Consider the following 15,940-nt stretch of genomic DNA (forward strand, 5'->3'; position numbering starts at 1 on the left):
CTGGAGCACACAGTGGACGGGATTCGGCATCGCGATCTGAATCCCGCGCTGCGCTGCAACCATCAGCGCGCTCACGAGCCCCCTCAGGTCCGGTACCACGCCGCCAGGTTCCACGTGATGGTGTCCCAGCCGGAGATGTCGATCATCAAATTGTTGGCGCCGGCGTTGACGACGTGGCGCGACAGCAGCGGCAGGAACACGTTTGCCTCGCAGAAGATCTCGTCGACCTTCATCAGCAGCGCGGCGCGCTTGACCGGATCGAGCTCGTTCTGCGCGGCCTTGTAGGCTTTGTCGGCTTCGGGGTCGGAATAGCGCGAATTGTTGCGGCCGAGCCATTTGTTGTCTTTGGTGGCGATCTCCCAGGACACGCACTGGTTCAAGAGGCGCTCCGGATCGGGCTGCGGCTGCGTGGTGTTGTACATCTCCATGTCGGCATAGAATTTCGAGTAGGTGTCGGGATTGCCGACGTCGGATGAGAAGAACACGGAGGCGGTGACCGCCTTGATCTCGATGTCGATGCCGGCCTTCTGGCACGCCTGCTTGATGATGGCCTGCGTCTTCTGCCGCGGCGCGTTGGTCGAGGTCTGGAATACGTATTTGAGCTTCTTGCCGTCCTTCTCCCGGATGCCGTCCGCGCCCTTGGTCCAGCCGGCCTCGTCGAGGATCTTGTTGGCCTTGTCGATGTCGAACTCGTATTTCAGCTTGGGCGACTTGAACTGCTTGGGCGCGTTGACGAAGCTCGCGGTGGCGATGGCGCCGCGGCCGTAGATGAACTTCTGGATCGAATCGCGGTCGATCAGGAAGTTGATCGCGCGGCGAACGGCGGGATCGGACAGCGTCGGATGCTTGGTCTTGACGCTCGAGCGCTCGCCGTCGACCTCGGTCCAGGGGTCTGTCGTGTTGAGGATGATGAACTCGACATTGCCTGAAGGCGTGATCTCGAGCTTGCCCTTGCCGCCGGCCTCCATGCGCTTGAGGACCTCCTCCTCCACCTGCATGTTCCAGGCGAAGTCGTACTCGCCGGTCTGCAGCACGGCGCGCGCCGCGGACACCGCGTCGCCGCCACCCTTGATCTCGACCATGTCGAAATGCGGCTGGTTCTTGATGTGATAGTCGGGATTGCGCTCGGCGCGGATCATATCGCCGGGCTTGAACTCGACGAATTTGTACGGGCCGGTGCCGACCGGCCTCAGATTGCCCGGCGCTTCGCGCGACTTGGCCCCGACATACTCGCCGAAATGATGCTTCGGCAGGATCATCCCGACCGAGCCGACGAACGGATCGGCCCAGAACGGCGTCGGCGCCCGGAAGATCACCTTGACGGTGTGGTCGTCGATCTTCTCGACCTTGATGTCCTTGTAGGAGCCCGTGGTGTAGGCCGCGGTGGCGAGATCTGCGGCGTATTGCCAGGTGAAGACGACATCGTCGGCGGTGAAGGGCTTGCCGTCATGCCACGTCACGCTCCGCTTCAGCTTCCAGATCACGCTCATGCCGTCGGCCGCAAGGCCGCCGTTCGCCTTGGTCGGCGCCTCGGCGGCGAGGCAGGGGATGAGGTTGCCCTCCTTGTCCCAGCCGGCGAGCGGCTCGAAGAAGATGCGCGAGGCGATCTGGTCCTTGGTGCCGAGCGCGAAATGCGGATTGAGCAGGGTGGGCGCCTGCCAGAGCAGCATCTTGAGCGTGCCGCCGCCGCCGGCCTTGGCCGGCTTGTACGGCAACGTGGCGTCAGCCATCGCCACATCGTGCCAGACCAGGATTTGGCTGGCGATCGGCGCCGCGATTCCGACCGCGGCCATTGTCCTGATGAATGAGCGCCGCGACAGCGTGCCTTGCTTCACTTCTGCGACCAGATTGCGGATTTCGTTCTCGTTCATTGGATGATCCCCACTTCGTCGCCACCGGCTCAGTGCGCGCTAACTCAGCACGTCGGGCGTGGTGGAGTCAAAGAGAAGGACGCTGGCCCGGCTGCGGATGGAACGAAAGTGCAATCCGGGATTCTTGCCACGAGCGGCAGCAGCCCTGCTTGCGCGGCGCTTCATCCGGGTTACGCGCGCGCACTTTGTCGCACTCTGCATTCGTTTTCCGTTTGCGGCCGAATGGAGAAAGGCTGGCCCCGAGCCGCGGACAATATGGATTTCCATTTCATTGATTTCGCACCGCAGAAAAGGGAATACGGGTCCGTTGCCGCAAGACCCAAGGAGACCAAGATGCCGTTTCGCCTTCCCCTGATTCTCTCTGCCGTGCTGGCCGCATGGTCCGCCGCAGCCGCGGCCGAGACCATCAAGATCGGCGTGACGCCGGGGCCGCATGCGCAGATCCTCGAAGCGGTGAAGCCGATCGCCGCCAAGCAGGGCCTCGACATCCAGCTCCTGGAGTTCTCCGATTACGTGGTGCCGAACGCCGCGCTCGATGCCGGCGAGATCCAGGCCAATTCGTTTCAGAACCAGCCTTACCTGGACAACCAGAAGGCCGACCGCGGCTACAAGATCGAATCCGTCGGCCTGACCGTGAACTTCCCGATCGGCGTCTATTCGAAGAAGCACAAGGCCTTCGGCGATATCCCCGCGGGCGGCAAGGTCTCGATCCCGAACGATCCGACCAATGGCGGCCGCGTGCTGCTGCTGCTGCGCGACAAGGGCGTGATCAAGCTGAAGGACGGCACCGGCTTCAAGCCGACCGTGCTCGACATCACCGACAATCCCAAGAAGCTGAAGTTCATCGAGGTCGACGCGGCGCAGGCCCCGCGCGCGCTCGACGACGTCGATGCCGCCGCGATCAACACCAACTATGCAACCCAGGCGGGCCTCGATCCGGTCAAGGATCCGATCCTGCGCGAGGACCCGAAGGGGCCCTATGTCAACCTGATCGCGGTGCGCAGCGCCGACAAGGACAAGCCTTGGGTCAAGATCCTCGTGGGCAGTTACCACACGCCTGAGGTCAAGGAGTTCGTCCTGACCAAGTTCAAGGGCGCGGTGCTGCCGAGCTGGTAGGCAATCTGCCCGCCCAGAGTCCACATCAAGGCGATCCGGCGGGCAGCCTTGCGATCAGCCTTGCGCAGGAATCTTGCGTATGTGCCCTGCGTAATGCCCGCTTGTCGGGAACTGCGGCAACCGACATCATCGGGGCCCATCCTCGCCCGACAGGGATCGTATGAAACGCTTTGCCAACCTGAAACGCCTGGGCTTCTTCACGCGGCTGCTCGACGAGGCGCCGGCGGCGGACCGCTATCGCTTCGCCGCCGAGCAGATCGTGCGCGCCGAGAAGGCCGGGCTCGATTCCGCGTGGATCGCGCAGCATCATTTCCATGAGCGCGAGGGCGGCCTGCCGTCGCCCTTCACGTTCCTGGGTTATGTCGCCGCGCAGACCTCGCGCATCCGCCTCGGCACCGGCATCGTCACGCTGCCGCTGGAGAACGCGGTGCGGGTGGCGGAGGATGCCGCGGTGCTCGATCTCCTCTGCAACGGCCGCTTCGAGCTCGGCGTCGGCACCGGCGGCAACCCGTCCGCCTTCGCCGCTTTCGGCCTCGACAGCGCCCAGCGCAACGAGATCTTTGCCCGCAATTTGGACATCGTCCGCAAGGCCTTGACCGGCAAGCCGCTCGAGGGCGGCGATACGCTTTATCCGCAGCGGCCGCAACTGGATAAGCGCATCTGGCAGGCGACGTTCTCCGTTGCCGGCGGCGCCCGCGCCGGCAAGGCCGGCGACGGCCTCCTGCTCTCGCGCACGCAGCCGCGGGCCAAGGACGCGCCGAACGCGACGCTCGCCGAGATCCAGAACCCGATCATCGACGCCTATCTCGCCGCGCTGCCGCCGGGCCGCGAGCCGCGCATCATGGCCTCGCGCAGCATCTTCGTTGCCGACGACCATCGCGAGGCGCTGCGCCTCGCCGATATCGGACTGCGCCGCGCGCTGCCGCAATTCATGAAGGGCGGACATCCCCCTCCAGGCGAGACGCTGGAGGAGATGATTACCGCGTTCGACACCCATGTCGGCGATGCCGACCACGTCATTGCCTCGCTCCGCACCGACGCCACGCTGGAACGGGTGACCGATCTCGTCTTCCAGGTGCATTCGGTCGATGCGCCGCATGCTGACGTCCTGCGCTCCATCGAGCTCGTCGCCGACAAGGTCGCCCCAGTGCTGGGCTGGACCCGGACGGCCGCCAAAGACATTGCCCTCGCAGGTTAGCCGGAATGAACGAAAAACGCGTTGCACGAGGCTGAATGATGGGAACGCAAGACATCATCGACACGCTCGCCGGGATCGAGCCCGGCTCCACACTCGACGCCATCCGCGCGCGCCGCCTGCAGGCGCGCGAGAATGCGCAGAAGAGCTATCTCGCTTTGTTCGAGCCGGTGGACGCCGGCGATTTTTCGCTTGCCGAGCGCGCGGTGGTCGCGGCCTTCGCGACCGGGCTCCATGGCGAGTCCCCCGTCGCCGCCTTCTATCGCGACAAGCTTGCCGCGACTGCGGATGGCGCGCCTCTGCTCGATGCGATCAACGCCGAGATCGAGCGCGGCAAGACCTCCGGCCCATACGGCGCCTATCCGGCCGGTCCGTTGTCGATCGAGAACAAGGCCGGCTTGATCTATCGCGTCAGCGCGGAGCGCAAGCCTGTCCTCGGCGCCAGGCTGGTCGCAGCATTGGAGCACGCGCATCTGCTTCTCTTCCACCCGCGCGATGCCGCGTCCGCCGACATGAAGGCGCTACTGGCTGCCGGCTGGTCATCCACCGGCATCGTCACGTTGTCCCAGCTCGTTGCGTTCCTGTCGTTCCAGGTGCGCGTCGTCAGCGGCCTGCGCACGCTCGCCGCAGCGAACGCGTAGGAGGTCCAATCATGAGCACCGTCAATCCGCCCGTCGCCTTCACCCAGGACGAGCTCGGCTGGGTCTCGTGGATCGACCCGCTGCCCGAGGCCGAGCTGACCGAGCGGCACTACGCCGGCCTCGTCGACCGCGCCCGCGCCAAGTCGGAATATTTTCGTCTCTTGGTGCGCGATCCCGAAGTGCTGGAAGCCCGCACCAAGACCGACAAGGACATCTTCTACAACGTCGCCGACGGCCTGCCGCGCGCCGAGCGCGAGCTCGCCGCTGCGGCGACCTCGCGCTACAACGGCTGCATCTATTGCGCCTCCGTGCATGCGCGCTTCGCCAGCACCTATTCCAAGCGCCGCGACGACGTGCAGCGTCTGCTTGACGAGGGCGTTGGGGCCGATCTCGGTGAGCGCTGGAATGCGGTGGTCAAGGCCTCGGTGGCGTTGGCCGCAACGCCGATCGCATTCGGGCCTGACAATATCGCCGAGCTGCGCCGCGCCGGTCTCGACGACGCCGAGATCGTCGACGTCATCAACGGCGCCGCGTTCTTCAACTGGGCGAACCGGCTGATGCTGTCGCTCGGCGAGCCCTCGAAATAGGCAATCTCACCGGCACGAGAATTGCTGCTGTATCAACATTGAATGGATGGAGCCGTGAATGAGCAACATCGATCGCCGTACCCTGGTCAAAGGTTCGCTCGCCGCCATGATGGCGGGCACAGCCTTCTCGCGCGCCGCACTGGCGCAATCCGCCGAGCCGATCCTGCTCGGGGTCAGCGGCCCCCTCACGGGACCGAACGCGCAATATGGCGCGCAGTGGAAGCAGGGCTTTGATCTCGCGCTCGACGAGATTCACGCCGCCGGCGGCATCAACGGCCGCAAGCTCGCCTACCAGTTCGAGGACAGCCAGAGCGATCCGCGCCAGTCGGTCGCGATCGCCCAGAAATTCGTCTCCGATCCCCGCATCGTCATGGAGCTCGGCGATTTCTCCAGTCCCGCCTCGATGGCGGCCTCCCCGATCTATCAGCGCGGCGGCCTGGTGCAGTTCGGCTTCACCAATTCGCACCCCGACTTCACCAAGGGCGGTGACTTCATGTGGAGCACGTCCGTGAGCCAGGCCGACGAGCAGCCGCTGCTGGCGTCCTACGCCGTCAGGCGGCTCGGCCTGAAGAAGCTTGCGGTGCTGCACCTCAACACCGATTGGGGCCGCACCAGCCGCGACCATTTCGTCAAGGCGGCCAAGGAATACGGCGCCGAGGTCGCGATCACCGAGGGCTACATCGCCGAGGAACGCGACTTCCGCTCCACTCTGGTGCGCGTGCGCGACGCCAGCCCGGACGGCCTGATCCTGATCTCCTATTATTCCGACGGCGCGCTGATCGCGCGCCAGGCCCGCCAGGTCGGCCTGAAGCAGACGATCTGCGCGGCCAGCTCGGTGTATTCGCCGAAATTCATCGAGCTCGGGGGCGAGGCGGTCGAGGACGTCCATCTCGGCACGCGCTATTTCCCGCAAGATCCGCGGCCCGAGGTGAGGAAGTTCATCGACGGCTTCAAGGCCAAGTACAACGGGCAGGAGCCCGACGCCTTCAATGCCTATTCCTATGACGCGATGAACATGGCCGCTGCCGTGGTGAAGATCGGCGGCACCGACCGCCGCGCCATCCGCGATGCCTTCGCCAAGGTGAAGGACGTCTCCAGCGTCATCTTCGGTCAGGCGACGTTCGACGTCGAGAGCCGCCGCGTCAAGGGCGCCATGAACGCCGAGCTCGTCGTGCGCAAGGGTCAGTTCGCGCTGTGGGACGGCAAGCCGACCTGATGCGATGGCCGAAGCGATCGCTCCGGCCGCTTTCTCCCTGATTAGGAATACTGCGTGTCCTCCTGGCTCGACCACACCATCAACGGGCTGATCGTCGGCAATGTCTACGCGCTCGTTGCAGTCGGGCTCGCGCTGATCTTCGGCGTCAGCCGGCTGATCAACTTCGCGCAAGGGTCGATCTATCTGGTCGGCGCCTATATCGGCTGGATCGCGGTGGTGCAGCTGCACACGCCGCTGCCTCTCACCATCATCGTGGTCGCCGTGGCGGCGGCGATCGTCGGTCTGATCATCGAGCGGTTCGGTCTGCGGCCGCTGCAAAACTCGGTGCGCATCGCGCCGCTGCTCGCGACCATCGGCATCAGCTTCGTGCTCGACCAACTGGTGATGCTGATCTTCTCGCCCAATCCGCGCGCGTTGCCGAGCCAGTTGCCCGATGTCCGCTTCCAGGTCGGTGGCGGGACGATCGGGCCGCTTGATCTGCTCATTGCCGGCGTCGGCCTCACCAGTGCGCTGCTGCTGTTCGTGTTCCTGCGTTACACCAAGCTCGGCTGGGCCGTGCGTGCCACGGCGCAGGACCGCGACGCCGCCATGCAGATGGGCGTCGACGTCAACCGGGTCAATCAGGCCGTGTTCGGTATCGCGGCGGCGCTCGGCGGCGTCTCCGGCATGCTGGTCGGCATGTACTACAACCAGATCGACACGGCGATGAGCCTTCAGGCGACGCTCAAGGGCGTCGTCGCGGAAGTCGTCGGCGGCGCCGGCAACGTGCCGGGCGCGGTGATCGGCAGCCTGCTGCTGGGCCTCGTCGAGAGCTACGGCGTCGCCGTGCTCGGCACCAGCTACCGCAATTTGTTCGCGTTCCTGCTGCTCGTCGTCGTGCTCGTGCTGCGGCCGAACGGCCTGTTCGTCAGCGCACGGCAGGCGCCGCCCGAGCCGCTCACCGGCACGTTCATCGCGCCGAGCCGCCCGGTGAATATTCCGCGCTGGGCGCTGTTGGTCGCTGTTGCCGGCTTTGCGATCATGCCGCTGTTCCCGGTGTCCTTCTACGTGCTCCAGACCCTGATCAATGCCTGGTTGCTCGGCATGCTCGGGCTCAGCCTGACGCTGGTTGCGGGCACGATGGGGCAGGTCTCTCTCGGTCATGCCGCGCTGCTTGCGATCGGCGCCTACACCTCCGCATTGCTGTCGCTGGTGCTGGCCGTTCCGGCCGGACTTGCCGTCATCGGCGGTGGCCTGATGAGCGCCGCGCTCGGCACGCTCCTGATCTCGCCTTCCTTCCGCCTGCGCGGGCATTATGTGTCGATCGCGACGCTTGCGATCGGCGAGATCGTGGCGCTGGTGATCCTGAATTGGGAAAGCGTGACACGCGGTCCGATCGGCATCTCCGGCATCCCGCCGCTGGCTCTATTCGGCTATGACCTGATCAGCCCGACCTCGGTCTATTGGTTCAGCCTTGCGGTGATGGTCGTGCTGGCGCTGCTGCAGGGACGGCTGCTTACCTCGCATCTTGGCCGCAGCTTTCGCGCCATCCGCGACGACGACATCGCCGCGCGCGCCTATGGCCTCAGCCTGAACCGCTACAAGTCGATCGCCTTCATCTTCGGCGGCTTCGCCGCCGGCGTCAGCGGCGGCATCGCCGCGCATCTTTATTCCTACATCAACCACGAGACCTTCAACACGCAGCAATCCATCCTGGCGCTGACCGTCGTCATCCTCGGCGGCCTCGGCAACGTCGTCGGCGCGATCGTCGGGTCGGTGGCGCTGGTCGGCCTGCCCGAGGTGTTCCGGATCGCGGCCGAGTACCGCATCCTGATCTACGGCATCGTTCTCTTGCTGCTGGTGCGGTTCAGGCCGCAGGGCCTGTTGGGAACGGTCTGATGGAGAAGCAGCTTCACGCCATGCTGTCCCTGCGCGGCCTGACGCGCCGTTTCGGCGGCCTCACCGCGGTCGACGCCATCGACCTCGACCTTGCCAGGGGCGAGCTGATCAGCATCATCGGCCCGAATGGTGCCGGCAAGACGACGCTGTTCAATCTCGTCACCGGGCTTGACCGGCCCGATGCCGGCACCGTCAGCTTCGAAGGGCAGGACATCACCGGCCTGCCGCCGGAGCGGCTCGCGGCCGAAGGCATCGCGCGCACCTTCCAGCTCGGCCGCGTGTTCGGCAATCTCAGCGTCATGGACAATGTCCTGATCGGCGCGCACACGCGGCTGCGCGCCGTGAAGCCGGCCGTGCCGGTGATCGGTCCGCTGCTGGAATTGGGTCTGGCCTTGCTGCGTCCCTCGCGCGTCAGGGCCGAGGAGGAGCGGCTGCGTGAGGAGGTCAAGGCCATCCTCGCGCGTTTCGGCGAACGGCTGCTGCCGCGCATCGACAAGCCCGCCTATAGCCTCTCCTACGCCAACCGCCGCCGCGTCGAGATCGCGCGTGCGCTCGCGCTGAAGCCGCGGCTGCTGCTGCTCGACGAGCCCACCGCCGGCATGAATCCGACCGAGACCGCGGAGATGCAGGGACTCGTCGCCGAATTGAAAGCCGAAGGGCTGACGATCCTGCTGATCGAGCACAAGCTGGAGATGGTGATGCGCCTGTCCGACCGCGTCATCGTCATGGACGAGGGCAAGAAGATCGCGGAAGGGCCGGGCGAGCAGGTGCGAACCGATCCCAAGGTGATCGAGGCCTATCTCGGCCACGGACTGTCAGGGACGACGGAGCAGGAGAGCGCGGCATGACGAGCGCACCCGAAGCACTGCTGGCATTGTCTGATGTCAACACCTTCTACGGCCAGGCCCAGGTGCATTTCGACCTGTCGATCACGGTTGCGCGCGGCCACATCGTCTGCCTGCTCGGCGGCAACGCGAGCGGCAAGTCGACCACGATGAAGATCATCTTAGGGTTGGTGAAGCCGCGCTCGGGCGAGGTGACGTTCGACGGCGCTTCGCTGATCGGGCTCTCCACGCCGCAGATCGTCCGCCGCGGCATCGGCTCCGTGCCGGAGGCGCGGCGGCTGTTCGCCGACATGAGCGTGCGCGAGAACATCCTGATGGGCGCCTTCGTGCGCAATGACCGCGACGCCATCGCGCAGGATCTCGACAGGATGCTGACGCTGTTCCCGAAGCTCGGCCAACGGCTGTCGCAGCGCGCCGGCTCGCTGTCCGGCGGCGAGCAGCAGATGGTGGCGATGGCGCGCGCGCTGATGAGCCGCCCCCGCATGATCGTGATGGACGAGCCGACCATGGGCCTGTCGCCGCTCTATGTCGATCGCGTGCTGGAACTGATCCGCAGCATCAACCAGGAGGGCGTCTCGGTCTTCATGGTCGAGCAGAACGCCAGCCTCGCGCTCGAGATCGCGCACGAGGCCTATGTGCTGCAGACCGGCAAGATCGTGCTGTCAGGGCCGGCCCGCGCGCTGAAGGACGACCCGCGTATCCGCGACGCCTATCTCGGCGGCTCCGAGGCGGCGTAAGCGTCTCAACGCAGGCAGGGCTATCGCATATGGCTTGTGGCGGCGGCCTGCGTGCACGCCTCGTCCTTCGAGACGGCGCTGACGCGCCTCCTCAGGATGAGGCTCATTAACGTTCTGTGCCCGTTGACACTGCTGCCGCGCACTCCGTCCTCATCCTGAGGAGCCCGCCTCAAGCGGGCGTCTCGAAGGATGGCCGGAGGAAAGAATTCTCAAATATGATAGCCGTGCGCAAGCGGGAGCGCATCTCATTCGTAGTACCGATCAAGCCGACGCCACGCTTGCGACCTGCTCCGCGGGCTGATCATCCCCGTTGGGATCGCCCGGCGCGGTTGCCCAGGCCAGCTCCACCAGCGTCACGATCCTCCGTCCGCCGCCGTCGAGCTGCACCACGATGAGGCCCTGCTCCTCCATATAGCCGAGCAGCCGCTGCGCCCTTCGCAGCGAATGCGAGCCGTAGGCGCGGGCGATCGCGGCATCGCCGGGGCAGGGCCAGCCCTCCTTCGCCGCGCGCGCGATCATCATGAAGACGCCCTGCATGTCGTCGGGCAAAATGGATGCGCGCAACGAGACGTCCTGCCAGGCATCGTCATCAGCGATGTCTGCACCGAGGCCAGCGCGCGCATGCGTGAGCATGCGCCGGAATTCGTTGAGATCGGGCACCGCCGCCCCTAACCCCTCGATGCGGCAGCGGACCACGAACTCCTGATAGAGCACGCCGATGGCGCGGAAGCCGGCATCGGGCTCGGCCATCACGGCACGCAGCGTGCGATCCACGCGCTCGCGCCGCTCGGCGAGCTCTTCGGCACTGACGGGAGCCTCGACCACTTCGGCCCGAATCTCCGGCACCGGGGCGGCCTTCGCCGCGCGAAGCTGCTCGAGCAGATCCGGCGCCGGCCGTCGCTGCGGCCGGCTGGCATCGGGCGGCGGTGCGGCGAGGATGACCGCGCGGGCATCTTCAAGCGTGGCTTCCGGCAGCGGCATCAGCCGCGGTGTCGAATTGCGCGGGCTGGTCTCGGTCGGGCCGATGTTGAGGCGCAGCGGCCGGCGCGACAACGCAGGTCCCAGCGCCATGAACTGACCGCGCTCGAGATCGCGGAAGGCTTCCGCCTGCCGCCGCTCCATGCCGAGCAGGTCGGCGGCGCGGGCCATGTCGATGTCGAGGAAGGTCCGCCCCATCAGGAAGTTCGAGGCTTCGGCCGCGACGTTCTTGGCGAGCTTGGCCAGGCGCTGGGTTGCGATGATGCCGGCAAGCCCGCGCTTGCGGCCGCGGCACATCAGATTGGTCATGGCGCCGAGCGAGAGCTTGCGTGCTTCGTCCGAGACTTCGCCCGCCACCGCCGGCGCAAACAGCTGCGCCTCGTCCACGACCACCAGCATCGGGTACCAATGATCGCGGTCGACGTCGAACATCCCGCCGAGGAAGGCAGCCGCGCGCCGCATCTGGTTCTCGGCATCCAGCCCTTCGAGATTGAGCACGGTGGAGACGCGATGCAGCCGCGCGCGCTCGCCCGCGACCTGGAGGCCGCGCTCGGTGTGATCCTCGGCCTCGATCACCAGATGGCCGAAGCGCTCGGCCAGCGTGACGAAGTCGCCCTCGGGATCGATGATGGCCTGCTGCACCCAGGGTGCGCTCTGTTCCAGCAGCCGCCGCAGCAGATGCGACTTGCCGGAGCCCGAATTGCCCTGCACCAGGAGACGGGTCGCCAGCAGTTCCTCGAGGTCCATGGCGGCCGCGGCGCCTGCCGTGGTCTGCCCCATCTCGATCGCAACCGTCATGTCCCCGACTCAAAGTCCCGTCATTCGCGGACAGCGGCTTATCAATCCAGCCGCGGCGCGTCGAGCGCTCCAGCGCGAATCAGGTGGTGTTGCCCACGCCAAAACCGGAAAGCATCCGCCGTGAGCGGCAGGAACCCGGTGCCGAAAGGCCTCGGCTCGGGGAAGATGGTGCAGACCGCCATCGCTCGGCCAAATGACGCAGATCAAGATCGACGGGTTCGAGAGCTGCTATCTGGCAGTATGACCTTTCTGACCTTCTTCACGGCGACCTATTTCCTGCTGGCGGTGCCGGGGCCGACCAACACCCTGCTGGCGACATCGGGGGCCGGAGCGGGCATCTCGCGCTCCCTTCATCTGCTTGCGGCGGAACTGTGCGGCTATCTGCTGGCGATCGCGGTGCTGCGGCTGGCGCTCGGTCCAATCATCAGCGACATCCCGATTGCGGCGCTGCTGCTCCGCGTCGCCGTGACCATCTACATCCTGTGCCTCGCCGTCATGCTCTGGCGCGTCAATACGCGTGAGCTGCGCGACGGCGCTGCGGTGACTTTCGGCCAGGTGTTGCTGACGACGCTGCTCAACCCGAAAGCACTGGTCTTCGCGTTCCTGCTGCTGCCGCTTGGGGCCGGGCCGCTCGAACTGCTGCCGTGGCTCGGCGTGATCGCGCTGCAGATTCTCACCGCCGGCGCCGCGTGGATCATTCTCGGCGCAACGCTCGGCCGCGGCGCCCGTCGCCTCGGGCGCCCTGACCTCGTCACGCGCACCGGCGCGGTTACGCTGGTCGCCGTGACCGGCCTGATCTGGCTGCAATCCTTCCTGGTTGCCTGAGCGGACCTCGGTGGGAGCGGCGCTACTGCGCGCCGGAGCCGCCCTGCACGATCTTCTCGTTCAGCTTCTGGTCCACGGTGTCGACGGTGCGGTCGATCTCGGCGTTGGGCACGCCGAGCTGATGCGAGATCAGCTTCACCAGCAGGTCGACGCGTTCGATGAAGGGCGCACCGCTCGCGACCGCGCGCGCCGCCGATGACGGCTTGAGCAGGCTCTCCGCGGCCTTGGCGTACTTCGCGAACGGCACCTGGTCCTGCGGATCGGCGCCGAGGCGGCGGGCGATCGCATCGACATGGTCGTAGATTGTCTGCGAACGATTGAGATCGCCGTGCACGGCGTCGCGGATCGACTGCGGCTCGTTCGGCGTGATGCAGCGGTAATTGCCGGTCAGCAGCATCGACCATTTCGCCAGCGGCACGAACAGGGAATCGAACACTTTCAGCTTCACCGGCACGTCGTGGCCGTCGAGCGTCACCGCGTCGATGTCGGCCTCCAGCTCGCGCAGCAGCTTGTTGTGCTTCTCGTCGGCGAAGACCGACGCCTTGAAGTTGGTGGGCAGGCCGACATGCAGCACGTTGGCGGCCTCTTCCGGCGGCCGGAAGGCCTGCGGGTCGGGCGAGCACAGCGTCACCAGCCCGGGCTCAAACCGCTCCCACACCTGCGCATTGGTGTAGGCCTCCTCGAGATCCATGTCGGCGAGTGCCGGAATCCGCTTCAGGTAGGGCAGGGGCGGCATGTTCATGATCGACAGGCACGGCAGCTTCGCCGCGGCAATCTTGACCATGAGGACGCGCACCGTGTGGTTGGTGTATTGCGGCTCCTGCATCGCGAGGCCGACCAGATCGTAGCGGGAGAGGTCGACATTGGCCGGCGTCACCGCGTCGAGCTTGCCAGGGAGGTTGCGGGAGAAGATCGCCCGGTGCACCGCCTCGTCGCGTAGCTTGATGCGCACCTCGGTACCGTCGCGGTTGATCAGCTCCGCTGTCTTGGCACGGCAGACCAGGGTCACGTTGTGGCCGGCCATGAGCAGCTTCGTGCCCAGCAGGGAGCCGTAAGAAGCCCCAAGAATCAATATGTTGCGCGCCATGCTCCGTCCCCTTGGCAATTTGCATGATTTTTCAGCCCCGGCCGTTCCGCGGGACAGTTGGGGGCATGTAAAGCGAAGCGCAGGGGAATGGCAACTGGGATAATGCATACAAGGGTGCGTCTGGTCCCTGCGGGTTCGAGGGCCAGCCTGGCGGCCTGTTTCGGCCTCGTGTCAATCCCGTGAAGCAAAGATATTCTTCTTTACCGAAATTCGGATTTGTCGTATGTGTCGGTCATCCCGGCTCAATCTCGAGGGGCGATCATGAGGTCGTCTATTGTCGCGAGCCGGGCTTGCGGTGGACGCGGCAGCGTCGGGCGCGAAAGGTAGCGGGCAGGGAGGGTAGTCCCCGGTGAGCTCGCGGCCGCGCGCGGACGAACGGCGCTGCTAGGTCTCGTCTCGTCTGTAAGTTTCCGGCGCTGTCGACGGTGCCAGGGAAAACTGCGGCGAAATGGCGGGCCGTGCGTACGGCAAAACCGTGTGGTCCTGGCCGTCGTTGCTACGGTCAAGCTCTCGCGAATGCGGCATTGGCGTCAACCGGCGCGGTGCCGGTGACTTTTGCGAGGGTGAGGGAGGCCAGAAGGAACTCGGCTCCCGGGAGAGCACGGCATAAGCCGTCCGACCATCGCGCAGGGAAGGCCGAGTGATTGGCACCACCTGTATGCTGCTGTGCGGTTTTCTGCGTGTGCGTTTTGCGCAGCGGACCGCGGGTGCGATGTCAGCACCCGGTCTTCCCTGCGCCCTCTTGGCTCAAGAGGGTGGAGTGACCAGGCAAAGCTCGGGCGAAATCAGTCGCGAGAATGAATATGCACGTCTGCGACCACACACTCGCTGTCATCGCCCGGCTTGACCGGGCGATCCAGTACTCCGAGACGACAGTTGTTCAATGCAGAGGCCGCGGCGTACTGGATTCCCCGCCTTCGCGGGGAATGACAGCCGTCACTCGGAGAGCGAGCTATCGCCTCATACTCCGTCATTGCTTCGCTTCGCTCGCAATGACGTTGATGGAGCGCCGCTTCTTGGCGGCCTCAGCCCTGGCTCGCCATGCGCTCGCGGTCGAGATGCTGCTCGATCTTGGGGCGGTCACGCGTGCGCTCGAAGCTGGTGCAGAGCAGCTCGGTCTCCTCGAGCGAGATCGGAGCACGATAGAGCCGGCACATGAATTCGGCGTTTCCACGCCCCTTACCGGTGCCCGGCCCGCGCTCTGCGAGAAACATGCAGTCCCGGCAGATGCTCGCTTCGAGCCGCTGATGGGCAGCATCGAGGTGATTGAGGATCTCGCGGAGAGAGTCGCGCAGCCTGATGCACTCCTCGGTCCCGAGCGACGTCACCGCGTTGACCACGTGATTGATCGGGTCGTGCTGGCTCAGGCATTTCTCGCCCTGCGGCGTGACGTGCAGGACGACGGAACGCTTGTCCTCATGCGACGGCTTTCGCACCAGGAACGACTTGCTCTCCAGAGTCTTCACGATCTGCGACGCCGTCGCGCGTGTGGCGCCGATGAAGCCGGCCAGTGCGGACGGCGTGCGCGAAAACCTGTTGGCGCGCCCGAGAAAGCGCAGCGCCATCCATTCCCGATCGCGCAATCCATGCTGATTGCCTTCGAAATACCAAGCCCGCGCCGCCTGAACCAGCAGCTCGACGGCTTCCCGCGCCAATGGCATGAATCTACCTCGTCCCCGGAACTTCGTCTGCGGCGTCCCGAAGCCGCTTTGCGCCCTGAGTGTCAGACGAGCATGCCCTGTCGAACTCTCGCACAATGGCGCGGATCGCACCGCGCCCGACCTCGGCCGATGAGCGTCGCATCGTCCGCAGCGAGAAGCCGTATCGCTGATGGCATGCCAACGGCGTGGTCGTCGCGCGGGAGCTCGGGTTGCCGTCGCCGGCAAACGGTGGATCGGAGTAGCTCAACCGAAGCCCCCAAAGTTCAAGTCACAAGCAGACGTTTCTTATACTCAACCAAAACGATGGATGAGCTTCTCAACAAAATCAAGTAGAGACCCTCTCACAGGCTGGATGTCGTCGCAGGCGAATGTAACGTTCAAGGGCAATCTCGTTGTTCGGGACACATGATGGTGAACGCAATACATGGCGCGGCGAGTAATATGCACTCGATATTGTGAGAGTTTGATTGCACGCGCGTTGTTGTCTTGCGTTGATGCAAACTGA

Annotated in this window: 13 protein-coding genes; 9 read left to right on the forward strand and 4 right to left on the reverse strand. The window is 65.4% G+C overall.

Annotation, left to right across the window (positions count from 1 at the left end; genetic code table 11):
• Positions 1–83 precede the first annotated feature (83 nt).
• Complete coding sequence (locus ACTEK7_RS20300; RefSeq protein WP_225146801.1) at positions 84–1,871, reverse strand: peptide ABC transporter substrate-binding protein; 1,788 nt, start codon at positions 1,869–1,871, stop codon at positions 84–86.
• 333 nt (positions 1,872–2,204) lie between these two features.
• Between ACTEK7_RS20300 and ACTEK7_RS20305 the strand changes: the two genes are divergently transcribed.
• The 8 genes from ACTEK7_RS20305 (at position 2,205) to ACTEK7_RS20340 (ending at position 10,086) form a co-directional block, all read left to right on the forward strand.
• On the forward strand, positions 2,205–2,987 hold the full coding sequence (locus tag ACTEK7_RS20305; protein ID WP_225146802.1) for a MetQ/NlpA family ABC transporter substrate-binding protein: 783 nt from the start codon (positions 2,205–2,207) through the stop codon (positions 2,985–2,987).
• Positions 2,988–3,147: 160 nt separating this feature from the next.
• On the forward strand, positions 3,148–4,185 hold the full coding sequence (locus ACTEK7_RS20310) for a putative FMN-dependent luciferase-like monooxygenase (protein ID WP_074447555.1): 1,038 nt from the start codon (positions 3,148–3,150) through the stop codon (positions 4,183–4,185).
• A 38-nt stretch (positions 4,186–4,223) separates the two neighbouring features.
• On the forward strand, positions 4,224–4,823 hold the full coding sequence (locus ACTEK7_RS20315) for a CMD domain protein (protein ID WP_225142484.1): 600 nt from the start codon (positions 4,224–4,226) through the stop codon (positions 4,821–4,823).
• 11 nt (positions 4,824–4,834) lie between these two features.
• Complete coding sequence (locus ACTEK7_RS20320; protein WP_036027469.1) at positions 4,835–5,410, forward strand: alkylhydroperoxidase domain protein; 576 nt, start codon at positions 4,835–4,837, stop codon at positions 5,408–5,410.
• A gap of 58 nt (positions 5,411–5,468) precedes the next feature.
• On the forward strand, positions 5,469–6,626 hold the full coding sequence (locus ACTEK7_RS20325; protein WP_036027466.1) for an ABC transporter substrate-binding protein: 1,158 nt from the start codon (positions 5,469–5,471) through the stop codon (positions 6,624–6,626).
• Positions 6,627–6,680: 54 nt separating this feature from the next.
• Entirely contained in the window at positions 6,681–8,504 is a 1,824-nt protein-coding gene (locus ACTEK7_RS20330) for an ABC transporter permease (RefSeq protein WP_225146803.1), read from the forward strand.
• The gene (locus tag ACTEK7_RS20335) at positions 8,504–9,352 is read left to right on the forward strand and encodes an ABC transporter ATP-binding protein (protein WP_225146804.1); all 849 of its coding nucleotides are present in this window, start codon (positions 8,504–8,506) and stop codon (positions 9,350–9,352) included. Before ACTEK7_RS20330 ends, ACTEK7_RS20335 begins: the two co-directional genes overlap by 1 nt.
• Positions 9,349–10,086: an ABC transporter ATP-binding protein gene (locus tag ACTEK7_RS20340; RefSeq protein WP_225146805.1), complete on the forward strand. Its 738-nt coding sequence runs from the start codon at positions 9,349–9,351 to the stop codon at positions 10,084–10,086. Before ACTEK7_RS20335 ends, ACTEK7_RS20340 begins: the two co-directional genes overlap by 4 nt.
• 261 nt (positions 10,087–10,347) lie before the next feature.
• On the opposite strand, the gene ACTEK7_RS20345 is transcribed toward ACTEK7_RS20340, so the two are convergent.
• On the reverse strand, positions 10,348–11,862 hold the full coding sequence (locus ACTEK7_RS20345; protein ID WP_225146806.1) for a helicase HerA domain-containing protein: 1,515 nt from the start codon (positions 11,860–11,862) through the stop codon (positions 10,348–10,350).
• 240 nt (positions 11,863–12,102) lie between these two features.
• Here ACTEK7_RS20345 and ACTEK7_RS20350 point away from each other — a divergent pair, with 240 nt between their 5' ends.
• Positions 12,103–12,687: a LysE family translocator gene (locus ACTEK7_RS20350; protein WP_128263913.1), complete on the forward strand. Its 585-nt coding sequence runs from the start codon at positions 12,103–12,105 to the stop codon at positions 12,685–12,687.
• Positions 12,688–12,709: 22 nt separating this feature from the next.
• Here ACTEK7_RS20350 and ACTEK7_RS20355 read toward each other — a convergent pair whose 3' ends face one another.
• Positions 12,710–13,774 (reverse strand): ketopantoate reductase family protein, encoded by a 1,065-nt coding sequence (locus ACTEK7_RS20355; RefSeq protein WP_036006955.1) that lies wholly within the window; start codon positions 13,772–13,774, stop codon positions 12,710–12,712.
• Positions 13,775–14,799: 1,025 nt separating this feature from the next.
• A complete protein-coding gene (locus ACTEK7_RS20360) occupies positions 14,800–15,435 on the reverse strand; it encodes a MarR family winged helix-turn-helix transcriptional regulator (RefSeq protein ID WP_036006959.1) in 636 nt (211 codons plus the stop codon).
• Positions 15,436–15,940 lie beyond the last annotated feature (505 nt).

This window comes from Bradyrhizobium sp. JHI2711 (assembly GCF_056156565.1).

Bases quoted from the DNA above. Each gene is read 5' to 3' on its own strand.
- ACTEK7_RS20340 (WP_225146805.1), top strand. From the start codon at position 9,349: ATGACGAGCGCACCCGAAGCACTGCTGGCATTGTCTGATGTCAACACC.
- ACTEK7_RS20320 (WP_036027469.1), top strand. From the start codon at position 4,835: ATGAGCACCGTCAATCCGCCCGTCGCCTTCACCCAGGACGAGCTCGGC.
- ACTEK7_RS20310 (WP_074447555.1), top strand. From the start codon at position 3,148: ATGAAACGCTTTGCCAACCTGAAACGCCTGGGCTTCTTCACGCGGCTG.
- ACTEK7_RS20360 (WP_036006959.1), bottom strand. From the start codon at position 15,435: ATGCCATTGGCGCGGGAAGCCGTCGAGCTGCTGGTTCAGGCGGCGCGG.
- ACTEK7_RS20335 (WP_225146804.1), top strand. From the start codon at position 8,504: ATGGAGAAGCAGCTTCACGCCATGCTGTCCCTGCGCGGCCTGACGCGC.
- ACTEK7_RS20325 (WP_036027466.1), top strand. From the start codon at position 5,469: ATGAGCAACATCGATCGCCGTACCCTGGTCAAAGGTTCGCTCGCCGCC.
- ACTEK7_RS20345 (WP_225146806.1), bottom strand. From the start codon at position 11,862: ATGACGGTTGCGATCGAGATGGGGCAGACCACGGCAGGCGCCGCGGCC.
- ACTEK7_RS20350 (WP_128263913.1), top strand. From the start codon at position 12,103: ATGACCTTTCTGACCTTCTTCACGGCGACCTATTTCCTGCTGGCGGTG.
- ACTEK7_RS20355 (WP_036006955.1), bottom strand. From the start codon at position 13,774: ATGGCGCGCAACATATTGATTCTTGGGGCTTCTTACGGCTCCCTGCTG.
- ACTEK7_RS20300 (WP_225146801.1), bottom strand. From the start codon at position 1,871: ATGAACGAGAACGAAATCCGCAATCTGGTCGCAGAAGTGAAGCAAGGC.
- ACTEK7_RS20315 (WP_225142484.1), top strand. From the start codon at position 4,224: ATGGGAACGCAAGACATCATCGACACGCTCGCCGGGATCGAGCCCGGC.
- ACTEK7_RS20305 (WP_225146802.1), top strand. From the start codon at position 2,205: ATGCCGTTTCGCCTTCCCCTGATTCTCTCTGCCGTGCTGGCCGCATGG.